The organism is Rathayibacter sp. SW19 (genome assembly GCF_030866825.1).
Taxonomy (GTDB): Bacteria; Actinomycetota; Actinomycetes; order Actinomycetales; family Microbacteriaceae; genus Rathayibacter_A; species Rathayibacter_A soli.
In genome coordinates this window covers 612,195-632,187 of the sequence record NZ_CP133020.1, presented here as the reverse complement: position 1 = coordinate 632,187, position 19,993 = coordinate 612,195, and the positions used below count along the sequence as shown (strand labels likewise).

The following is a 19,993-nucleotide window of genomic DNA, read 5'->3' as shown; positions in this document are numbered from 1 at the left end:
AGTACGCCGATATCGTGCAGCAGGTGCGCACGGTGGAGTTCGAAAAGCAGCTCCATGCACGCTTGGCTGAGGCAGAGAAGGCCACGCAGACCGAAATCGAACTCGCCGAGGCGAAGGTCGCCCAGCAGGCGCAAAAGGCCGTCGCAGAAAAGGAGTCTGACATTCAGCGCCTGAAGTCTGAGCTGCAGCAGGCAGCGACCCTCCAAGAGCTCGCCGTCACCAAGGCCGTCTCAACCGCGGAGAAGCGCCTCACCGAGGCCGAGAATCTGCTGGCGCTGCAAACGGCCGAGCAGAAGGTCAAAGACGCCGCGCTCAGCGAGTCGCACACCAAGGAGCTTGCCCTCAAGGACGATCTCATCGAACGTTATAAGGACATGAAGGCGAAGCTCTCGGTCAAGCTGCTCGGCGAAACGCTCGAACAGCACTGCGAAATTGAGTTCAACCGCACCCGCTCGCTGGCGTTCCCCAACGCCGAGTTCGGCAAGGACAACGATGCTTCTGGCGGCACCAAGGGCGACTACGTCTTCCGCGACTTCAGCGAAGACACGGTGGAATACATCTCGATCATGTTCGAGATGAAGAATGAGGCTGACCTCTCTGCCACCAAGAAGAAGAACTCGGACTTCTTCGCAAAGTTGGACAAGGATCGCAACGACAAGGGTTGCGAGTATGCGGTGCTTGTGTCGATGCTCGAAGAGGACTCCGATCTCTACACGGGTATCACCGACGTCTCGCACCTGTATCCGAAGATGTTCGTGGTCCGCCCCCAGTTCTTCCTCGCCATCATCGCGTTGCTGCGCAACGCCGCTCAGGACACCATCCTGGTGAAGGCTGAGCTGGAGCAGGTCAAGAAGCAGAACATCGACATCACCGACTTTGAGGGCGAGCTCGAAGACTTCAAGTCAGCGTTCGGTCGGAACTACGACCTTGCCAAGCGCAAGTTCGACGCTGCCATCAAGGACATCGACGTGGCCATCGATCGCCTTCAGAAGGTCAAGGAGGGCCTGCTCGGCTCCGAAAATAACCTCCGTCTGGCCAACGACAAGGCGACGTCTCTCACAATCAAGAAGCTCACCAAGGGTAATGAGACCATGCGGGCGAAGTTTGCCGAGCTTGAATCCCCGAAGCCGGACGACGCCGCCTAGCCTCAATTGCGAGGAGCCTCCAGCCTCACACGAGGTCGGGAGGCTCCTACGCCCGTCCAGCTGGACGGGCAGCACCGACGGCGGTCGCAGCCGCCCCGGCGTCAGGCCGGTAAAGCCTCTGGGAGCGCGAAGCCCTTTTACTTGATCCGCGGCGCATGCTCGCCCCGATCTGGGGTCTTCCTGACGATTTGGCTTCACCGGTAGTGTCTGAGCCACTGTTCGAGTATGGGAGCCCCATGAAACGTCGCAGCGCCGCCGCAGTGTTCTTCTTGCCGATCATCACGTTGGGCATCTACTGGATCGTCTGGCTTGCAAAGTCGCGTGGCGAGATGAAGGCCCAGGGCGCGTCGGTTCCAACGACGTGGCTCTACATCGTGCCGATCGTCTCGATCTGGTGGCTGTGGAAGTTCTCGGCCGGCCTTTCACAGGTGACCGGGGGCGGAACCGGCGGCAAATTCGCGTTGCTGCTTCTGCTCGGAAACATAGGTGGGACGTTCGTTCAGGCGGGAATCAATGCACGGAGCCGTGGAGTCGCACCGCTACCGGTTGCGGCAGCGGCATAGGCCGTCGCATCGAAACCGCCACCCGACCGGATATAGCCGCCCTCTGAGCTTCGACACGGATCAGGACGGCACCGGCCGCGACGAGATGATCCAGATCGCAGTGCCCTTGGCCGCGTAAGCAACCGCTCTGCCCGTGTCGGCGCGGGATTGTGCCGCGCACGCGGCATCCTGATATGACTGACGGATGGAGCGCTACACCATTGCCGCCGCCGGGGCGTGAGCGGCACCGGCTCGCTATCCGTCTGGCGGGTTCGCGGAATGCCTGCTCTGCTTGGGGCCACGGCACTCGGATTCAGCGGTTACGCCGTGCTCATCACCGTCGCGCCGCTGTGGGCCGTGACGGGAGGCTCGGGGCCGGTCGGTGCCGGGCTCATCAATGGCGCACTCATGCTGTTCACCGTGCTCGCGCAGGCATTCGTCCCCATGGCATTGCGCTTATTCGGCTGGGGGCCAACCCTCGCCGTCGGGCTGCTGCTGCTCGGCGGAGCGTCGCTCCCGCAACTGCTCTCGAATCAGCTGGGCGTGCTGCTGACATTGGCGGCCGTGCGCGGGGTGGGATTCGGAGTGCTGACCGTCGTCGGCAGCGCAGCCGTGGCGGAACTGGTGGAACCCAGCCGTCGCGGCAGGGCGATCGGAGCTTACGGTCTCGCGATCGCCGCGCCACAGCTGTTCCTGCTTCCGTTCGCACCATGGATGGCGCAGAACATCGGATTCCCACTGGTGTTCGCGATCGGCAGCTGCCCACTCGTGGGGATCCCTGCCGCATTCGTGCTGGCGCGCCGGCTGCGCGAGAAGCATGCGGAATACAACGCCCGCAGGGACGGCGCACCCGCCCCTGGGGATTCCGACACCGCCGGCGGGCGGGCCGCTGTGATCGCACGGCTGCTGCGCCCCGTGATCCTCTTGTTGGGCGTCACGCTCGCCGGCGGTGCCATGCTGACCTTCGCCCCTCAGATGAGCAGCAACCAGACGGCGACCGTCATCGGCCTGTTCCTGCTGACCGCCGTCACCGCCCTCTGCCGGTGGCGCTTCGGCGCGTTCGCCGACCGCTACGGGGCTCGGCGGTTCCTGTGGCCACTCGTGCTGGTCACCACGGTCGCGCTGGCGCTCATCGCTTGGGCAGTCATCGATCCGACTTCGACCAGGATCGTACCTTTTTTGGCCGGCCTGGCTCTGCTAGGCGTCAGCTACGGCGGCTTGCAAAACCTCACCCTCGTCGACGCGTTCTCGTCGGTGCGCCGCCAGCACTACTCTCTCGCAAGCGCCGTGTGGAACACCGGCTTCGACGCCGGCACCGGAATCGGCTCGGTGCTCCTGGGGGTGCTTGCCGGCGCACTGTCGTTCCCATCGGCACTGCTCATCTGCGCGGCTATCTCGCTGGCGACGCTGCCCCTCGCGCTCGTCAGGCAGCGCGCACTGGCTCCCACAAGGCCGCGGCGCGGCTAGCTCGTTGCCTGCACCAAGGGGCACGGTTGGGGCGCGATGATTCAGCGAGCTGCGGTGTCAGGGCCGAGCGTCTACTGTTCGGCAATCTGTTCATTCTGACCTCCGCAATCTGTTCATTCCATCTTCCGCAATCTGCTCTCTTCGGCCCGTGGGAGATTCCTACGGCCTTCCACATGGGCCAGAGCGGCCGCGGTCGAAATCATGTGAGCCGGAAAGGGATCGACACGGCGCCGGTTGGGCCACCGAACTTTCCGGCGCGTTGCCCGAAGATGCCGGGGCGGCTCGTCACGTCAACTGCTTGCGCCAGAGCGCTAATTCCTCCCAGGCAGGAAGCACTCCCAAAGCGCCGACAGTCAGCCCGCTGGATGTGGGGAACGACCGAAGCGTTGCGGGGAGAATGCTCACACTCGCGCCCCGCGTGTGCGAGCTCAGGTGCTGCAGAAGCGTCAGCATTGCGAACGTCGTGTCCTTTACCGGCCCGATCGCGTCTAACGAGTCGTTCCACCCGCGCCGCGGCAGCTTCGGAGTCAATGCGTAGTAGCGGTTGAAGAACCGCCCGTGGTGTGCGCAAACGTTACGGACGACGTTCAGCGCACGGAGCCATGTCTTCACCTGCGCGGCCGAGATTCCGAAGCAGTCGGCGACCTCATCGCGCACAGCTATCGGCGCGCAGTTGTAGAGGTGTGACAGGCTCCCCCAGTCGAGCACACCGACAGCAACCCAGATGGGTACCACGGAGTCACGATGCGAGCGATGGTGCATTATGTATTCTTCGCGCGAGTCCCGGATTTTCTTGTCCAGGTCACGAATCCACCGGTCGTAATCTTCTCCGTGATCGATGGTAAGAAGCCCCGGCTTCGTGTGAATAAGAGGATCACGCGCGCCAAGCCTGTACGCCATGAGCGCACGCAGATATGTCTCGACGTGCTGAATTAACGAAAATGCGGCGGTGCGCAGTCGGCAGTCAAACCACTAAAGTGACCCAACTTGCTCGATCGAGGTGCCTTGACGAAAACGATCGGAGCGGCTGCCGTCCAGGTTCTTGAGTCGAAACGGGTAGGAGTATCCGCTGAGCGCATAGTAGCCAACCCGTTGCAGCAACGCGACAGCGTCTGCCTCGTCGGCGACGGCCAGGCCTCGAGACTTGAGGAGTTCGAGCTGTTCGGCGTAAGTCTTGTGTGGCTTCGGTTCCATCATCCATCCCCCGTCCCGACCCTCGTGCAGAAAAAAAAAGACCGGCCCTGGACCCCTAGGGGCGGAACCGGTCGTGTTGCAGCCAGGGTAGCACGCGAGGCTGACAGTCAACCACGGCGACGACACTCATCTACAGTGCGTGCTTCATACGCATCTGCGGGATGCCAGCATCGCCGCCGCGTACGCTGATCGCATGCCAGCCAACCCCTTGCGCCGCGTCGCCGTCCTTGTGCTCGAGGGGGCGAAGCCGCTGGATGTCGGCATCCCTGCGCAGGTGTTCTCAACCCGGGCGAGCATGCCATACGAGGTGCGCGTTTGCGGTGCTGCACCCGGCCTCGTGGCCGGCGGCGACGGCCTGTCGTATCACGTCGCGCACGGCCTCGAAGCGCTTACCTGGGCCGACCTCATCTTCATTCCCGGCTACCGATTCCCCGGCCGGGACGACCCACCGCAGGCGGTTCTCGATTCACTCATCGCCGCGCACACCCGGGGTGCGCGGCTCGCCGCCATATCGACGGGCGCGTTCGCACTGGCCGCAACCGGGTTGCTCGATGGCAAGCGCGCCACGACGCACTGGCACTACACGCGCGCGCTTGAGGCGAAGCATCCGCTCGTGCGGGTCGACGAGAACGTGCTGTTCGTCGACGAGGGAAGCGTGCTGACCTCGGCGGGGGCGGCATCCGGAATCGATTTGTGTCTGCACATTCTGCGCGGCGATCTCGGTGTCGCTGCATCCAATCACGCGGCCAGACGGTTGGTCGCGGCCCCATACCGCAGCGGCGGTCAGGCACAGTATGTGCCTCGTAGCGTTCCGGAGCCGCTCGGCGAGCGGTTCGCTGCCACCCGCGAGTGGGTGCTGCGGCAGCTCAGCGAACCGCTCACGCTCGCCGCACTCGCCCGGCACGCCGCGGTCTCGCCACGCACGTTCTCGCGACGCTTCGTCGACGACACGGGCTACACGCCGATGGAGTGGGTCATGCGGGCCCGCATCGACGTCGCCCGGGAACAACTCGAGCGATCCGAGCGCAGCGTCGAACAGATCGCAGCCGAGGTCGGCCTCGGCACCGGCGCAAACCTGCGGATGCATTTCCAACGCATCCTCGGCACCTCACCAAGCGAATACCGGCACACCTTCGCCGCGCGAGCACCCCGGCGCGAGTAAGTCGCTGCGGGCGCTACTCATCCGCGGTCGGCGAGCGCACGCAGCTTGCGCTCGAGTTCGCCCCGCTCCGCGGCGTTCCCGCAGAGGCGCACAGCCTCCTGGAGTGCCGACCGTGCCTCGTCCCGACGGCCGAGTCGCACGAGCAACTCGCCCCGGATGGCCGGAAGCAAGTGCGAACCGGATAGCTGACCCCGGGCATCCATCGCATCGATCAGTAGGAGACCGTTCTCGGGTCCATTCGACGGACCGGATGCCATCGCGACAGCGACCGCACGGTTCAGTTCGACGATGGGCGACGGCGTCAGACGGCCCAATGCGCCATACAGCACGACGATTCGCTCCCAATCCGTTTCGGCGACAGATGGCGCAATCGCGTGGCACTCCGCGATGGAGGCTTGCAAGGCGTATGCGCCGAGCCCACGATCGTTCGCGATCGCCTGCGCGAGTGCCGCGCGCCCGCGCCGGATCGCCGACCGGTCCCACATCCGCCGATCCTGATCTTCGAGGAGCACAGGATGGCCGGAAGCGTCGAGTCGGGCGGGGAAACGGGCTGCCGTGAGTTCGAGCAGTGCGAGCAGGCCGAGCACGTCGGGCTCCGGCGCGAGCTGCGCCAGCACGCGAGCAAGCCGAAGTGCTTCGGAAGCGAGCTCCGTGCGCATCCATTGGTCGCCACCGGATGCGGACGAGCCCTCGGTGAAAATCAGGTAGACAACCTGGAGCACCGAACCAAGCCGCGCGGCCAATTCGTTCCGTCGAGGAATGGCGAATGGCACGTTCTCGCTGGCCAGCGTTTTCTTCGCACGCGTGATGCGCGCCTGAATCGTGGGCACCGGCACGAGGAACGCCTTGGCGATCTCCTCGGTTGTGAGCCCGCCGACGACTCGCAACGTCAATGCGATCCGGGCCTCTTTCGACAACACCGGATGACACGCGACGAACATCAAGGCGAGCACATCATCATTGATCGCATCCGGGTCGAACAGCCTGTCTGCGCCGGGAGCGTGGCTGTCGAGTTCGCGAGCGAGCGCCGCGTAGCGTTCATCGAGGGCGGATCGCCGCCGGAACGTGTCGATAGCCCGGCGGCGACCGACGGTCTGCAACCATCCGATCGGCTGAGCGGGCACACCGTCGATCGCCCAGGAGACGAGCGCCTCCGCGAGCGCCTCCTGGGCGAGATCCTCGGCGAGTGAGAAATCGCCGGTGTAGCGGGCGAGCGCGCCGACGATGCGAGCGGACTCCATCCGCCACACCGCTTCGACGGCGGCCCTCGCCGAGCCCGAGCGCGCGCCGCGCGTGCTCGCCGAGCTTGCCCTCGCCGCGCTGGTGCTCGCGGAGCTGCTGCTCGCCGTGAGAGTCAGAGCTGGCCGGTCCGCTCGCGCCACGCTCGCTCCTTCTGAATCCACGTGTTGTCCTGCGGGAACTCGTCGATCGACGGAACCCTGCGAATCTCGGCTTTGCTCCCCTCCATCATCGGCATGCGCTTGGCCCATTCGACGGCCTCCTGCTTTGAGGCGACATCGAGGATGTAGTAGCCGTTGAACAACTCCTTCGTCTCCCCGTATGGGCCGTCGGTGACCACCGGTGTCTCACCGGTGAAGTCGACGACAACGGTTTCGCTTGCATCCTCGAGGCCCTCGGCCGCAAGCAGAACGCCGGCGCGGATCAACTCATCGTTGAACTGGCCCATGGCATCCAGAATCTCTGCGAAGTCGATGCTCGCGAACTTCGCGTACGACTCATCCGTCGGGCGCATGATCAGCATGTATTTGGCCATCTCGAACTCCTTGTTGTTGTGAAGGTTTGTGTTCTGGAAGGTCGCTTCTCAACCTTCTCACCACAAGGTCGAACGGCGCCATGCCGAATCGACAGCGGCTGTCGATTCACTGTCGACAATTCGACGAAGGCTGCTGGTCGTGGGCGTCGGCGCAGAACGTGTGCATCGTTTCGCAGGCACGGAACGCGACCGGAGGTCGCCGAAGAGACTTGAGGGCGCTGGCGCTCTGGCGCGATCCTTTCGGACCATGGCGATCGCGCCGCTGTCGTGAACGGACGCTTCGCGAGAGTCTGGTAACGAAAGACAAAGAATGAGGACTTCACCCATGACCACTCGCATTGCAATCAACGGATTCGGACGCATCGGACGCAACGTGCTGCGCGCACTGCTCGAACGCAAGAGCGACCTTGAGGTCGTCGCCGTCAATGACCTGACGGAGCCGGCCACGCTCGCACGGCTGCTCGCCTATGACACAACCGGCGGTCGGCTCGGCCGCCCGGTGACCGTCGACGGCAACACCCTCGTCGTCGACGGCCGGCGCATCCAGGTGCTCGCCGAGCGCGACCCGGCGAAGCTGCCGTGGGCCGACCTCGGAGTCGATGTCGTGCTCGAGTCGACCGGTCGTTTCACGTCGGCCACCGCGGCACGCGTTCATCTCGAGGCCGGGGCGAAGAAGGTGCTGGTCAGCGCTCCGTCGGACGGCGCCGATGTCACGATCGCGTTCGGGGTCAACACGGATGCCTACGATCCGGCCGCCCACACAATCATCTCGAACGCGTCGTGCACAACGAACGCGCTCGCTCCGCTTGCACACGTGCTTGATGAGCTCGCTGGCATCGAGCACGGGTTCATGACGACAATCCACGCCTACACCCAGGAGCAGAATCTGCAGGATGGCCCACATCGCGATCCGCGCCGCGCTCGCGCCGCCGCGGTCAATATCGTGCCGACGACGACCGGTGCCGCCAAGGCGATCGGCCTCGTACTCCCGAACCTCAACGGAAAGCTGTCCGGCGACTCGATCCGCGTACCGGTTCCGGTCGGCTCGCTCGTCGAACTCAACACGGTCGTCGCACGCGATGTGACGCGCGATGAGGTGCTCGCCGCATACCGCACGGCTGCGGAGGGGCCGCTCACCGGCATCCTCGAATATTCGGATGACCCGCTCGTCTCCTCCGACATCACCGGCAACCCGGCGTCTGCCATCTTCGACTCCGCACTGACTCGCGTCGATGGACGCAACATCAAAGTGGTCGCCTGGTACGACAACGAGTGGGGATTCTCCAACCGCGTCGTCGACACACTCGAGCTGCTCGCCGGTCGGTGACCGGGCCGGGCGCGAACCTGCGCTCACTCGACGCCCTTCACCTGGCAGCCGCCATCCGAATCGGAGTGGAACACGTCGTGACCTACGATGCACGGATGGCCGACTCCGCCCGAGCGCTGGGCCTGTCGGTATTCGCCCCAGCCTGAACATCGACCGCGAGGCAATGATCAGCGACTTGGCACCAGTACATCCTTCGCAAAATCGACGTGGCCGATACGCTGGCAACGACCGGTAATGACTGTCCGAGGCTGAGTATCGCGCGATTTCCGGGCATCGCCCATGATGAAGAGGACCCCCGATGAACCACGCACCGCTGCCCGCGAGCACACCGTCCGCACAGGGCGTGGATGCCCGCGGCATCCTGCGCTTTCTGGATGCACTTGAGGGCTCGCCGACGCAGGATCCGCACAGCCTGATGATCCTGCGCCACGGCCAAGTGATCGCCCAGGGCTGGTGGACGCCGTACGCGGCGCAGCGGCGCCACCTGCTCTATTCGCTGAGCAAGAGCTTCACCTCGGCTGCGGCGGGCATCGCCATTTCAGAGGGTCTTCTGAACCTCGATGCCACGGCGATCTCCTACTTCCCCGAATTCGACGCCGACGTGACGGATGCCCGCAGCCGCTCGATCCTCGTGCGTCACCTCGCATCGATGGCGACCGGCCACACCTTCGACACGCTCGCTCAAGCAGGGCAGGCAGATCCAGAAAACCTCGTCCGAGGCTTTCTGATGCTGCCGCCCGAGCGCGATCCCGGCACCTACTTCGCCTACAACCAGCCGGCCACCTACACGCTCGCGGCCATCATCCAGAAAAAGAGCGGCCTGTCGCTCGCCGACTACTTGCGCCCCCGCCTGCTCGACCCGCTCGGCATCGGCCCGATCGGCTGGCAGCAGTATCCGCCCGGCCAAGACCTCGGCTTCAGCGGACTCTTCGCCACGACGGATGCGATCGCCCGCCTCGGTCAGCTGCACCTGCAGCGCGGCACCTGGAACGGCACGCAACTGTTACCCGAAGAGTGGGTCGAACAGGCCGGCAGTTTCCAGATCGCCACGACCGTTCCGTTCCCCGACGACCCGTCCGCCGGGCCGGACTGGCGGCAGGGCTACGGATTTCAATTCTGGATGTCGCGCCACGGCTACCGTGGCGACGGCGCGTGCGGTCAGTTCTGCTTGATCCTGCCCGAACAGGATGCCGTAATCGCCATCACGAGCCAGACCAACGACATGCAGGAAACGTTGGACATCGTGTGGCGCGAGCTCCTCCCCGCGCTTTCGGGAGTTGGCACGCCGTCCGCCGATGCCGACGACCGGCTGCGCGCGCGCATGGACGCCCTGCAGCTGCCGCTACCTCCGGGGAGCGCCAAGTTGCCCGACTCCGTTGGTCACCTCCGTTGGTCGAGTAGCGAGGAACGAGCGTATCGAGACCAAGAGACCGCCGACGAGGTCTCGCTCCACTCGCTGATGCCCGTTACTCGACCAACTGAAGACGTGTCATTCACCCCGGTCGGCGGCAGCTGCGAAGCGCAGCCGTCTCTGCATGCGGTGCACGTAGCGCAACAATCGGCGACCTGGCGGGTCACACTGGTCGACGAGTCCGGCGAGCTTTCGGCGCTTCTCAAGGCCGGCGAGTGGAACGTCGCGGACGCCGCATCCGATCTCGTGCCGATCGCCGTCGCGGGCGGCTGGTCGGATCAGCAACATCTCCGGTTCGACGTTGTCTTCATCGAGACGCCGCATCGGTTGCAAATCGCCTGCGACATCACGACGCACGAGTTCACGGCGCACTGGGTCACGACACCGCTCCACCTGGAGTCGACGCCGCTCAGCGACCTGAAAACGCCGCCGCCCCTCGGTTAGCGGGCTCGGCTACCGCATGAAACTCCGCCTGGTCAGCGGCGCACCGCGGGGCGACCAATCCACCGCGGCGTCGACGCGCGGTACTTCTCGTACTCGCGCTTGAACGTTTTGCTGAGCGCCTGCTCCTCTGCGGGCACTTGTGTGCGATCGAGCACCGCCACGAACCCGGCCACGGCCCCGAGCGCGACAATCGAGCGACGCAGCACCGCGTTGGCGACGAGTATGCCCGCGAGTGCGAGGTACACAGGGTTGCGCGAGACCCGGAACGGACCTTCGGTGACAAGCACCGCTGACTGCTCCGGATGCACCGGGCTGATCTCCGCGCCGGCTCGCACGAGCGTCGCTACCGACGAAATCGCGAGCAGGCCGGACGCAGCGGTAATCACGCCGGAAACGGTTCGCGAAGCCGCAGTGGAGGCTCGATTTCGCGACAGCATCCGTTGAACGATCAGGGTGGCCGCGAACCAGACGGGTGGCGGAACGTGACTTCCTCGTACTGTTGGCATGTGTCCAGGCTACGCCGCGCCAGAAACGACGATGGATCTCGAGTAGCGCACGAGCGCAGCGAGTACGCGTACCAGGTCTCGATACGCTCACTAGCGCTCGCTACTCGACCACCGAGGTTGCTGGTCGAGTACCGAACGAGCGCAGCGAGTACGCGTACCAGGTCTCGATACGCTCGCTAGCGCTCGCTACTCGACCACCGAGGTTGCTGGTCGAGTAGCGCACGAGCGCAGCGAGTACGCGTATCGAGACCACACCGTGCAGCACGGAAGACCCCTGGTCTCGATACGCTCGCTAGCGCTCGCTACTCGACCACCGAGGTTGCTGGTCGAGTAGCGCACGAGCGCAGCGAGTACGCGTATCGAGACCGCACTGTGCAGCATGGAAGACCCCTGGTCTCGATACGCTCGCTAGCGCTCGCTACTCGACCAACGCGGGCAGGATCGGCGTAGCGTTGGAGAGGTGAACCGACCAACCATTGCAACCCTTGGTGAGCTTCGAGCATCCGGGCACGGGCAGAAGACCCTGCGCGCAGAGATCCGCGACAACCTGCTTGACGCTCTACGTGACGGGCGCGACCCCTGGCCCGGCCTGCACGGGTTTGATTCCACCGTCATCCCGCAGCTCGAGCGCGCACTGATCGCCGGGCACGACATCGTGCTGCTCGGCGAGCGCGGGCAGGGCAAAACGCGAGTGTTGCGCACCTTGGCCGGCCTGCTTGATGAATGGACTCCGGTGATCGACGGTTCGGAGTTGGGTGAGCATCCGTACCAGCCGATCACGACCGCCAGCATCCGCCGTGCCGCCGAACTCGGTGACGACCTGCCCGTGGCCTGGCGCCACCGCGACGAGAGGTACGCCGAGAAACTTGCCACCCCGGACACGAGCGTCGCAGACCTGATCGGCGACGTCGACCCGATGAAGGTCGCAGAAGGGCGCAGCCTCGGCGACCCCGAAACGATCCACTTCGGCCTCATCCCGCGCAGCCACCGGGGCATCGTGGCCATCAACGAACTTCCGGATCTGGCCGAACGCATCCAGGTTGCGATGCTCAACGTCATGGAAGAACGCGACATCCAGATTCGCGGCTACGTGCTGCGACTCCCACTTGACGTGCTTGTCGTGGCCAGCGCCAACCCGGAGGACTACACCAACCGAGGCCGGATCATCACCCCTCTCAAGGATCGGTTCGGCGCGGAGATCCGCACACACTACCCGACCGAGTTGGAGGACGAGGTTGCGATCATCCGTCAAGAGGCAGAGCTGGTGGCGGATGTTCCCGACTACCTTGTCGAAATCCTCGCGCGCTTCACTCGAGCGCTGCGCGAGTCGAGCACGGTCGACCAGCGCAGCGGCGTGAGTGCTCGCTTCGCGATCGCCGGGGCAGAAACCATCGCGGCCGCCGCGCTGCACCGAGCCACGCGGCAAGGCGAGAACGAGGCCGTCGCCCGACCCGTTGATCTCGAGACGGCCGTCGATGTACTGGGCGGGAAAATCGAGTTCGAGTCTGGTGAGGAAGGCCGTGAGAACGAGATTCTCGATCATCTGCTCCGCGTCGCGACCGCGGAGGCTGTCAGGGCGCATTTTGCGCGGATCGACTTCGGAGTTCTGGTCGACGCCATCGAGGGCGGAGTCATGGTCACCACCGGTGAACAGGTCGCGGCGCGAGACTTTCTCACCGGGCTGCCGGTGCTCGGTGAGTCCGAGCTCTACGACGAGATCTGCGAACGACTCGACGCCAACACGGACGGCCGGAAAGCCGGTGCGATCGAGCTGGCGCTCGAGGGCCTCTACCTCGCACGCAAGATCAGCAAGGAGACCGGAGGAGGCGAGACGATCTATGGCTAGGGCCAATCATCGACTGCGCCGGGATTCCCGCTACGGCAAATACGATGGCGGGCCCGATCCGCTCGCGCCACCGGTCGACTTGTCCGAGGCACTTGCTGCCATCGGCGAGGACGTGATGTCCGGCTCGTCGCCCGAACGCGCGATGAGGGAATTCCTGCGTCGCGGCCCTTCGACAGGCTCACCGACCGGAAGGAAACGTGTTGGGCTCGACGACATCGCACGTCGCGTCGCCGAGCGTCGACGCCAGTTGACGCAGAAGCACAACCTCGACGGCACTCTGCAGCAGATCAAGGAGCTCCTGGACCGCGCCGTGCTGAACGAGCGCAAGCAGCTCGCCCGCGATGTCGAAATGGACGACGCCGACCGTGCACTGGCCGAGTTGCAACTCGACAACCTTCCCGCATCGCCCGCGGCCGCGGTCAGCGAACTGAGCGACTACGACTGGCGCAGCCGCGAAGCACGCGAAGACTACGAGAAAATCAAAGACCTCCTCGGCCGCGAACTGCTCGACCAGCGTTTCGCCGGCATGAAGAAGGCACTGGAGAACGCCTCAGACGCTGATCGCGCCGCAATCAACGAGATGCTGAATGACCTCAACGAGCTCTTGGATGCGCACCGGCGCGGCGAAGATACCCCCGAGCAGTTCGACGAGTTCATGCGCAAGCACGGCGAGTATTTTCCCGAACAACCACGCAACATCGACGAGCTTCTCGACGCGCTCGCCCAGCGGGCGGCGGCAGCCCAGCGGATGCGTAACTCGATGACCCAGGAACAGCGCGACGAACTCGACGCGCTCGCGCAGCAGGCGTTCGGCTCTGACGAGCTGATGCAGTCCCTCGGCAGGCTCGATGACAACCTCAGATCGTTGCGCCCCGGCGAGAACTGGGGGGGCTCCGAGCGAATGGAGGGCGAGGAGGGCCTCGGCCTCGGCGATGGCACCGGAGTGTTCCAAGACATCGCCGACCTCGACGAGCTGGCCGAACAGCTTTCCCAGTCATACAGCGGCTCCCGCCTGGACGACGTGGATATCGACAAACTGGCGCGCCAGCTGGGCGACGAGGCCGCAGTCGACGCGCGAACCCTGCAAGAACTCGAGAAGGCCCTACGCGACTCCGGCACCATGAAGCGCGGCTCCGACGGAGCGTACAAACTCACACCCAAGGCGATGCGCCGACTCGGAAAGACACTGCTTCGTGATATCGCGAGCACGATGTCCAGCCGCCAGGGCAACCGCGACGTACGCCAGGCCGGCGCAGCTGGTGAGCGCTCCGGCGCCACCCGCGAGTGGGCATTCGGCGACACCGAACCGTGGGATGTGACGCGCACGATCACGAATGCGCTCACCCGTGTTGCAAGTGAGGGGGACCTGAACGACGGCGACCCGAGTGGCGCAGGCGCGAATGGGGTCGGCTCGCGTGGCGCAGGCATCCGGATCGAAATCGGAGACGTCGAGGTTCAGGAGACCGAGGCGCGCACCCAGGCGTGCGTGGCCCTGCTGGTCGACACGTCGTTTTCGATGGCGATGGATGGCCGTTGGGTGCCCATGAAACGCACTGCATTGGCGTTGCACACGCTGATCACGAGCCGATTCCGCGGGGATGACCTGCAGCTCATCGGGTTCAGCAGGCACGCAGAGGTGATGAAGATCGAGCACCTGATCGGGCTCGACGCGTTCTGGGACAAGGGCACGAATCTGCACCATGCACTGCTACTGGCGAACCGCCACTTTCGCAAGCATCCGAACGCGCAACCGGTGCTTCTGATCGTCACAGACGGCGAGCCAACCTCGCATCTGGAGCCCGACGGTGAGGTGTACTTCAATTACCCGCCCGACCCGCTGACGATTGCATATTCGGTGCGCGAACTTGACAATTCCGGGCGCCTCGGAGCGCACACCACATTCTTCCGGCTCGGGGAAGATCCCGGGTTGGCCCGGTTCATCGACTCGATGGCACGGCGGGTGGGCGGCACGGTCGTCGCCCCGGAACCCGACGATCTCGGCGCCGCCGTTGTGGGCTCGTACCTCGGCTCGCGACGCGGAGACTGGGCTTCAGGCTCCGGCGGTTTCGACGGTCTCTTCGGGCGTGGCTGGGGTGGTTGAACAATCCCGTTGATCGAGTAGCGGGCGGCCTACTCGACCATCGAACGGGTTGATCAGAACAGCGGCCAGGGCATCGCGGGCATCTCGCCATGCGGGGCGGGAAAGCGCCGTCGAGCCAGTAGACGGTCGCATCGGGCCTGCAGTGCGGCAACCTCGGGCTCGGTCAGTAGTACGGCGAGCGCGTGGCTCAGGTCGCCGGCGCGTTGCAGCTGCGACCGCACGCGTTCAATCCCGCTGAGTTCGTCGCCGTTCAGTGGTTCACCCAACCACCCCCACAGGATGGTGCGCAGCTTGTGCTCCGCATGAAACGTCAGCCCGTGGTCGACGCCGTGACGGTGCCCATCCGTCATCGTGAGAATGTGGCCGCCCTTGCGGTCCGCATTGTTCACGACGATGTCGAACACGGCCATCCGCCTCAGTGCGAGCGAGTCCTCATGGATGAGCACAACGGGTTGATCATCGTCGTCCCGCCCCTCGAACACGAGGCGCCAGCCTTCGCTGGGCACAGCATGCGCTGCGACCAGATCGACGGCGACCTGAGCTGAATCGACGTCCTGCCACAGCTGTACCATCCCTGGGCCGAACGGCCCGTCGCGCAGCCACGTGCGGGGCACAACATTCCAGCCGAATGCCTCGGAGACGAGATACGCCGCGGTCTCCCGGCTCGCCAGGTCGCCGTCGGGGAAGTCCCAGAGCGGACGCTCGCCGGCAATTGGCTTGTAAACCACCGTGACACCGTCGATGCTTCCGAGGAACGTCGCGTTCGATGCCGAGGTGATCCGACCAGTGAGCGTGAGTTCTGCATTGTCAAGCCGACCGCGCTCAAGCCTGCCACGCTCGATCTGTCCGTGCTCGAACTGACCGTCATCCGGGTCGACGTTCGCCACCATCAGAAGTCGTCAGGTAGCGGGCAGACGTGCCCGCTCGCATCCATCGGATTGCCACAGAACGGGCAAACGGGCCGGCCCGCCCCGACCACTTCGCGCGTGCGTTTGGCGAACGCCCGAGCGGTGCCGACCGGAATGCGCACCAGCATCATCTCAGCAGGCGCCGCGGTCGCCAGATCGGAATCGGGGTCCTCCGCATCGACATATGGAAAGACCTCGATGACGACCTGCGCGGTTGCCGGGTCCCAGCCGAGCGTCATGGTTCCGGCGCGGAATTGCACATCGACGGGCTGTCGCAGTGGATCGTTGTCGACGAGCTCGATCGGCGTCACGGCCGGCACGCTGAACGGGTTGCCCTCCCCCGCCATCAGCTGATCAAGAATCTCGTCGATCTTCTCCCCGAGCACTGCCGACTGTTCCTTTTCCAGCATGATGTTGACGATTCGGGCACCGGTGCATGCCTGTAGATAGAACGTGCGCGACCCCGGTTCGCCGATCGTGCCGACGACGATCCGATCGGGCCAGTCGAAGACGTGGGCAATAGTGGGCATGTCGTAATCCTACGAGCGGCGCCTTAGTCGGTGCCGGGGACTTCGCCAGCGCCACCGCCAACTGGGGCATCTGCGGCCGCACGCGCAGCCCGAAGCCAAGACAGATCGCCCGCGATCGTGTTGGCGGCGTACACGCTGGGGCTGTTCGGCCCGTATCGCACGATCGAGATCGATGCGGGAGCAACATTGATGCGCTGGAACAGATCCAGGTGCATGCCGAGCGCGTCGGCCAGGATCGACTTGATGATGTCGCCGTGACTCACCGCAACCCAGACTGCTCCAGGCCCGTGCTGGGCAGCGAGCGCCGAGTCGTGACGCCGAATTGCGGCAACCGACCGCGCCTGCATTGCCGCAAGCGACTCGCCGCCCGGGAACACGGCGGCCGACGGTTGCGTCTGCACGATCGACCAGAGCTTCTCGGCGGCGAGCTCGCGGAGCGCTCGGCCCTGCCAGTCTCCGTAGTCACACTCGGTGATGCCCTGCTCGATCGCCCGTACCGGTGCGCCGGTCTGCCGGTCGACAATTGCACGGGCCGTCTGCCGGCAACGCTCCATTGGGCTGGAGATCACGGCAACGAGCGGAACGACGGCCAGGCGTTCCGCCAGTCGTGCGGCTTGCTCCCGTCCGACGTCGTCGAGCGCGACCCCGGCCGTGCGCCCCGAAAGCACGCCGTCGGCGTTCGCGGTGGTGCGACCGTGCCGCACGAGGATGACCGTCGCCATGCGACAAGCCTAGACAGTGCGGCTGACGGCGCCCCGGTGGTCGAGTAGCGAGCGCACCACAGGTGGTCGAGTAACGAGCGCCAGCGAGCGCACCACCGGTGGATGGTCCTATAGATGTCAAGTCCGGTTGAGGTCGGTTTTGAGGTCGTTGAATACTTGGCGGGCGAGGAAGCGTTTCAGGGCGCGTTTGATGTCATTTTTGGACAGTCCCTCGGCGAGTCGACGCTGGAGGTAGGCGAGTGTTTCGGGGTGGTTTTTCATCCGGCCGACGATGATCATGTGGAGGGCTTTGTTGGCTTGTCGGTCGCCGCCGCGGTGCAGGCGCATTCGGTGGGTTTTGCCGGAGGATACCGGGACGGGGGCTGCGCCGCAGAGCCTGGCGAACGCGGCATCGCCCGGGAAGCGGTCGATGTTCGCCGCGGCCGAGATCAGGAACTGCGCGGCACTGTGGACACCGATCTGGGGGCGGCTGATCAGGGTCGGCGCGGTCGCGGCAACGAGCACGCTCAGCTCTTGCTCGGCCGTGTTGATCTCGGCGGTGAGGGCGAGGACACGGTCCCCGAGCCGTTTCAGGACGAGTTTGGCGGCCTGCTCGGGCTCGGCCAGGCGGGCGGGGTCGGGGCGGAATCGGGTGGCTTCTTTCGCGAGGGCTTTCAGGCTCAACCCGGCAACACGTTCGCGTAGCACCACCGGAGCGGTGACCCGCAGGTCCTTGATCTGGTTGAGCGCCTGGGTGCGGTTGCGGACGGCTAAATCCCTGACCATCGACAGCATCCGGATCGACTCGATGACCCCGGTGGTGTCTTTCGGCGTCGCGGTGGCCATCCCAGCGAGGACTTTCTGGCCGGCCGCGATCGCGTCGATGCGGTCGTCCTTGCCGCGCCTGGCCCGGGTGGCTTTGTCCGTGGTATTGACTTCGAGGACCTGAACGCCGACCGCGTTCAGGTGCCGGGTCAGTCCGGCGCCGTAGGAGCCGGTCAGTTCCACGCCGATCCGGTCGATGACCCCGTAAGAGCCAATCCAGTCCAGCAGGGCCTGGTAGCCGGCCGGTGTGGTCGGGAACTGGGCGTCGCCCAGCACACCACCGGTCAGGTCCAGGACGGCCGCGTGGTGGGTGCTTTTGTGGGTATCGACGCCGGCGACGATAATCCGCGCCTGCGAGGGTGCTACCTGTGTGGTTACCATGATGGTGTCTCCTATCGGATAAACGATTGGATGACCGCACCGGGCCGGGCGGACAAGACATTGACGAGTCTGTGGACAGGGTCCTATTAGGTCACATCCCACGCCCGGTCCGGCCTTCCGAACAAGGGTGAATCGGTGCTTCCGAGCAGGCCGACAAATCCAGCGCAGGACATCAGAAGCGAGTCTGTCGAGTAGTAGGTCAGACCCGCCCGGAACCACCACCTCTATTCTCAATGTCGAGTAGCGAGCGCCAGCGAGCGTATCGAGACCGGGTACGCCGGCGTGTCGGGGTCTCGATACGCGTGCTCGCTGCGCTCGCGCGCTACTCGACCAGCAGGGTGCTCGCGCGCCACTCGACCAGCGGGGTGCGTACTCGTGGGCAGCTCTGTTGTACTCTCTGCATTGCAACCCGGTCCGCGCGGATGCCACGGATGACCACCGCGACGCCGCAGGACCACGCACTGTTGGAAGTGGTGTCTCGCGCCGGCCAACGGGTCCCGCCGAGCCTGCGGCTCCTGCCCGAATTCGATGCACTGCTGTGCGCATATGATCCCAAGGCGCGCGACCGCTTCGTGAGTCGGAACCATCTCGCTCGGCTGTGGCTCCGAGATCAAGGTGTGCAGCCTGCACCGCTGCTGTGCGATGGTCGTCTCACCGGCTTGTGGCGGCTGAGCGGCGTCGGGCGCAAACGCAGCTGCAAGGTGATCGGGTTCGCCGGAACCCGTCGCCCACGCAAATCGGAGCTTGAGTGCCCGCTCGCAGCGCTCGAGGCTGCATACGGCATCACTGTGACCGGCACGACGCTCACACGCGAGCAGTGAGCGATTCGATCGCTACCGGGCGACCAGTTCTTCGAGCCGCTCGTAGCCTTCGCGCATGCCACCTTCCATGCCGCTCGCGACCATGCCATCGCGGGCCTCGACACTCGGGTAGGTCGCGTGCCCACGCAGCCGAGTGCGCCCATTGCCAAGATCGTCGAATGTGAAAGATTCGATGCTGACGACATCTGGAACGCCCTCGAATTCGAAGGTCTGGATGGCGAACTCGTTCTCCCGCACAACGTGGAACACGCCATTGAAGGCGTACTCCTCGCCGGTCGGGGTGCGGTGCACATAGCGGTAGCCACCCTGTGAGACGAAGTCGTAGTGGTCGATGTCCATCTCGTAGCCGCGCGGACCGAGCCACTGCTTGATCAGCTCCGGCTCCTTATGGGCGCGGAAGACAGCGTCGATCGGGGCATCGAACTCACGCTCGAATTCAACGTAGGGAAGCCCTTCCGGCGCCGTGACGGTGAGTGCGTTGGTCATTGTTCTGCCTTTCTCTTCTGATTGCTTTCGTTCGGATCGTCGGTTTTGGTTGATTCGAGCAGCGCATCCAGCGCCCGGAACTGCTGTTCATGGATCAACCGGTAACGATCGATCCACGCGGTCAGCGCTTCCAGTGCGGCGACGTTCAAGTGCACGGGCCGGCGCTGCGCGTCGCGCGTTCGCGTGACCAGCTGCGCCTGTTCGAGCACTTGGATGTGCTTGGAGACCGCCTGCTTACTGATCGTGAACGGCTCGGCCAACTCATTGACGGTCTGCGGCCCACGGCTCAGTCGAGCGACGATCTGCCGACGAACCGGATCGGCCAATGCCATGAAGGCTCGGTCGAGCCGATCGTCGCTCGCAGGATCATCAATCATAATCAATCAATTCCTTTATCAATCACTTGATTGATTACAACGGTA

The 19,993-nt window shown here is 64.8% G+C and carries 22 protein-coding genes; 10 read left to right on the top strand and 12 right to left on the bottom strand.

The features are described 5' to 3' along the window. Positions 1–14: 14 nt before the first annotated feature. The 3 genes from QU604_RS03040 (at position 15) to QU604_RS03030 (ending at position 3,154) form a co-directional block, all read left to right on the top strand. Positions 15–1,145 (top strand): DUF2130 domain-containing protein, encoded by a 1,131-nt coding sequence (locus tag QU604_RS03040; RefSeq protein WP_308467326.1) that lies wholly within the window; start codon positions 15–17, stop codon positions 1,143–1,145. Between the two features lie 236 nt (positions 1,146–1,381). Beyond that, a complete protein-coding gene (locus QU604_RS03035; protein ID WP_308467325.1) occupies positions 1,382–1,708 on the top strand; it encodes a DUF4234 domain-containing protein in 327 nt (108 codons plus the stop codon). Positions 1,709–1,966: 258 nt separating this feature from the next. Continuing rightward, the gene (locus tag QU604_RS03030) at positions 1,967–3,154 is read left to right on the top strand and encodes an MFS transporter (RefSeq protein ID WP_308467324.1); all 1,188 of its coding nucleotides are present in this window, start codon (positions 1,967–1,969) and stop codon (positions 3,152–3,154) included. Between the two features lie 285 nt (positions 3,155–3,439). Here the strand turns inward: QU604_RS03030 and QU604_RS03025 are convergent, their stop codons facing one another. Continuing rightward, positions 3,440–4,111, bottom strand: a complete 672-nt coding sequence (locus QU604_RS03025; protein ID WP_308469022.1) for an Abi family protein — start codon at positions 4,109–4,111, stop codon at positions 3,440–3,442. 15 nt (positions 4,112–4,126) lie between these two features. Beyond that, complete coding sequence (locus QU604_RS03020) at positions 4,127–4,351, bottom strand: Abi family protein (RefSeq protein WP_308467323.1); 225 nt, start codon at positions 4,349–4,351, stop codon at positions 4,127–4,129. A gap of 190 nt (positions 4,352–4,541) precedes the next feature. Between QU604_RS03020 and QU604_RS03015 the strand changes: the two genes are divergently transcribed. Then, positions 4,542–5,510, top strand: a complete 969-nt coding sequence (locus tag QU604_RS03015; protein ID WP_308467322.1) for a GlxA family transcriptional regulator — start codon at positions 4,542–4,544, stop codon at positions 5,508–5,510. Between the two features lie 17 nt (positions 5,511–5,527). Here QU604_RS03015 and QU604_RS03010 read toward each other — a convergent pair whose 3' ends face one another. Then, positions 5,528–6,751, bottom strand: a complete 1,224-nt coding sequence (locus QU604_RS03010) for an RNA polymerase sigma factor (protein WP_308469021.1) — start codon at positions 6,749–6,751, stop codon at positions 5,528–5,530. Between the two features lie 113 nt (positions 6,752–6,864). After that, positions 6,865–7,284, bottom strand: a complete 420-nt coding sequence (locus QU604_RS03005) for a YciI family protein (RefSeq protein WP_308467321.1) — start codon at positions 7,282–7,284, stop codon at positions 6,865–6,867. 325 nt (positions 7,285–7,609) lie between these two features. On the opposite strand from QU604_RS03005, the gene gap reads away from it, so the two are divergent. From gap to QU604_RS02990, 3 genes are all read left to right on the top strand, one after another. Then, complete coding sequence (gene gap, locus QU604_RS03000) at positions 7,610–8,611, top strand: type I glyceraldehyde-3-phosphate dehydrogenase (RefSeq protein ID WP_308467320.1); 1,002 nt, start codon at positions 7,610–7,612, stop codon at positions 8,609–8,611. After that, positions 8,557–8,757 carry a PIN domain-containing protein gene (locus tag QU604_RS02995; RefSeq protein WP_345784275.1) on the top strand — a complete coding sequence of 67 codons (201 nt, stop codon included), beginning with the start codon at positions 8,557–8,559 and terminating at the stop codon, positions 8,755–8,757. Before gap ends, QU604_RS02995 begins: the two co-directional genes overlap by 55 nt. Positions 8,758–8,909: 152 nt before the next feature. Beyond that, complete coding sequence (locus tag QU604_RS02990) at positions 8,910–10,466, top strand: serine hydrolase domain-containing protein (protein ID WP_308467318.1); 1,557 nt, start codon at positions 8,910–8,912, stop codon at positions 10,464–10,466. 32 nt (positions 10,467–10,498) lie between these two features. Here the strand turns inward: QU604_RS02990 and QU604_RS02985 are convergent, their stop codons facing one another. Beyond that, entirely contained in the window at positions 10,499–10,972 is a 474-nt protein-coding gene (locus QU604_RS02985; protein ID WP_308467317.1) for a methyltransferase family protein, read from the bottom strand. 100 nt (positions 10,973–11,072) lie between these two features. Beyond that, the gene (locus tag QU604_RS02980) at positions 11,073–11,237 is read right to left on the bottom strand and encodes a hypothetical protein (protein ID WP_308467316.1); all 165 of its coding nucleotides are present in this window, start codon (positions 11,235–11,237) and stop codon (positions 11,073–11,075) included. 195 nt (positions 11,238–11,432) lie between these two features. Here QU604_RS02980 and QU604_RS02975 point away from each other — a divergent pair, with 195 nt between their 5' ends. Together QU604_RS02975 and QU604_RS02970 are read left to right on the top strand one after the other, a co-directional pair. Next, the gene (locus QU604_RS02975; protein WP_308467315.1) at positions 11,433–12,818 is read left to right on the top strand and encodes a magnesium chelatase ATPase subunit I; all 1,386 of its coding nucleotides are present in this window, start codon (positions 11,433–11,435) and stop codon (positions 12,816–12,818) included. Then, positions 12,811–14,919: a VWA domain-containing protein gene (locus tag QU604_RS02970; RefSeq protein WP_308467314.1), complete on the top strand. Its 2,109-nt coding sequence runs from the start codon at positions 12,811–12,813 to the stop codon at positions 14,917–14,919. Before QU604_RS02975 ends, QU604_RS02970 begins: the two co-directional genes overlap by 8 nt. Positions 14,920–14,972: 53 nt before the next feature. Here the strand turns inward: QU604_RS02970 and QU604_RS02965 are convergent, their stop codons facing one another. The 4 genes from QU604_RS02965 to QU604_RS02950 form a co-directional block, all read right to left on the bottom strand. After that, positions 14,973–15,809, bottom strand: coding sequence for an Rv2133c family protein (locus QU604_RS02965; protein WP_308467313.1), 837 nt, complete (start codon positions 15,807–15,809; stop codon positions 14,973–14,975). Beyond that, the gene (locus tag QU604_RS02960; protein ID WP_308467312.1) at positions 15,809–16,357 is read right to left on the bottom strand and encodes an Rv2134c family protein; all 549 of its coding nucleotides are present in this window, start codon (positions 16,355–16,357) and stop codon (positions 15,809–15,811) included. Before QU604_RS02960 ends, QU604_RS02965 begins: the two co-directional genes overlap by 1 nt. Before the next feature lie 23 nt (positions 16,358–16,380). Next, entirely contained in the window at positions 16,381–17,079 is a 699-nt protein-coding gene (locus QU604_RS02955) for a histidine phosphatase family protein (RefSeq protein WP_308467311.1), read from the bottom strand. Between the two features lie 117 nt (positions 17,080–17,196). Beyond that, on the bottom strand, positions 17,197–18,264 hold the full coding sequence (locus QU604_RS02950) for an IS110 family RNA-guided transposase (RefSeq protein WP_308467310.1): 1,068 nt from the start codon (positions 18,262–18,264) through the stop codon (positions 17,197–17,199). Between the two features lie 431 nt (positions 18,265–18,695). Here QU604_RS02950 and QU604_RS02945 point away from each other — a divergent pair, with 431 nt between their 5' ends. Further along, a complete protein-coding gene (locus QU604_RS02945; RefSeq protein WP_308467309.1) occupies positions 18,696–19,085 on the top strand; it encodes a DNA glycosylase AlkZ-like family protein in 390 nt (129 codons plus the stop codon). A 12-nt stretch (positions 19,086–19,097) separates the two neighbouring features. On the opposite strand, the gene QU604_RS02940 is transcribed toward QU604_RS02945, so the two are convergent. Then, positions 19,098–19,571 (bottom strand): SRPBCC family protein, encoded by a 474-nt coding sequence (locus QU604_RS02940; RefSeq protein ID WP_308467308.1) that lies wholly within the window; start codon positions 19,569–19,571, stop codon positions 19,098–19,100. After that, the gene (locus QU604_RS02935; RefSeq protein ID WP_308467307.1) at positions 19,568–19,948 is read right to left on the bottom strand and encodes an ArsR/SmtB family transcription factor; all 381 of its coding nucleotides are present in this window, start codon (positions 19,946–19,948) and stop codon (positions 19,568–19,570) included. Before QU604_RS02935 ends, QU604_RS02940 begins: the two co-directional genes overlap by 4 nt. Positions 19,949–19,993 lie beyond the last annotated feature (45 nt).

Bases quoted from the DNA above. Each gene is read 5' to 3' on its own strand.
- QU604_RS02985 (WP_308467317.1), bottom strand. From the start codon at position 10,972: ATGCCAACAGTACGAGGAAGTCACGTTCCGCCACCCGTCTGGTTCGCG.
- QU604_RS03005 (WP_308467321.1), bottom strand. From the start codon at position 7,284: ATGGCCAAATACATGCTGATCATGCGCCCGACGGATGAGTCGTACGCG.
- QU604_RS03015 (WP_308467322.1), top strand. From the start codon at position 4,542: ATGCCAGCCAACCCCTTGCGCCGCGTCGCCGTCCTTGTGCTCGAGGGG.
- QU604_RS02935 (WP_308467307.1), bottom strand. From the start codon at position 19,948: ATGATTGATGATCCTGCGAGCGACGATCGGCTCGACCGAGCCTTCATG.
- QU604_RS03035 (WP_308467325.1), top strand. From the start codon at position 1,382: ATGAAACGTCGCAGCGCCGCCGCAGTGTTCTTCTTGCCGATCATCACG.
- QU604_RS02950 (WP_308467310.1), bottom strand. From the start codon at position 18,264: ATGGTAACCACACAGGTAGCACCCTCGCAGGCGCGGATTATCGTCGCC.
- QU604_RS02955 (WP_308467311.1), bottom strand. From the start codon at position 17,079: ATGGCGACGGTCATCCTCGTGCGGCACGGTCGCACCACCGCGAACGCC.
- QU604_RS02940 (WP_308467308.1), bottom strand. From the start codon at position 19,571: ATGACCAACGCACTCACCGTCACGGCGCCGGAAGGGCTTCCCTACGTT.
- QU604_RS02970 (WP_308467314.1), top strand. From the start codon at position 12,811: ATGGCTAGGGCCAATCATCGACTGCGCCGGGATTCCCGCTACGGCAAA.
- QU604_RS03020 (WP_308467323.1), bottom strand. From the start codon at position 4,351: ATGATGGAACCGAAGCCACACAAGACTTACGCCGAACAGCTCGAACTC.
- QU604_RS02965 (WP_308467313.1), bottom strand. From the start codon at position 15,809: ATGGTGGCGAACGTCGACCCGGATGACGGTCAGTTCGAGCACGGACAG.
- QU604_RS03030 (WP_308467324.1), top strand. From the start codon at position 1,967: ATGCCTGCTCTGCTTGGGGCCACGGCACTCGGATTCAGCGGTTACGCC.
- QU604_RS02960 (WP_308467312.1), bottom strand. From the start codon at position 16,357: ATGCCCACTATTGCCCACGTCTTCGACTGGCCCGATCGGATCGTCGTC.
- QU604_RS02945 (WP_308467309.1), top strand. From the start codon at position 18,696: ATGACCACCGCGACGCCGCAGGACCACGCACTGTTGGAAGTGGTGTCT.
- QU604_RS02990 (WP_308467318.1), top strand. From the start codon at position 8,910: ATGAACCACGCACCGCTGCCCGCGAGCACACCGTCCGCACAGGGCGTG.
- QU604_RS03010 (WP_308469021.1), bottom strand. From the start codon at position 6,751: ATGGAGTCCGCTCGCATCGTCGGCGCGCTCGCCCGCTACACCGGCGAT.
- gap (WP_308467320.1), top strand. From the start codon at position 7,610: ATGACCACTCGCATTGCAATCAACGGATTCGGACGCATCGGACGCAAC.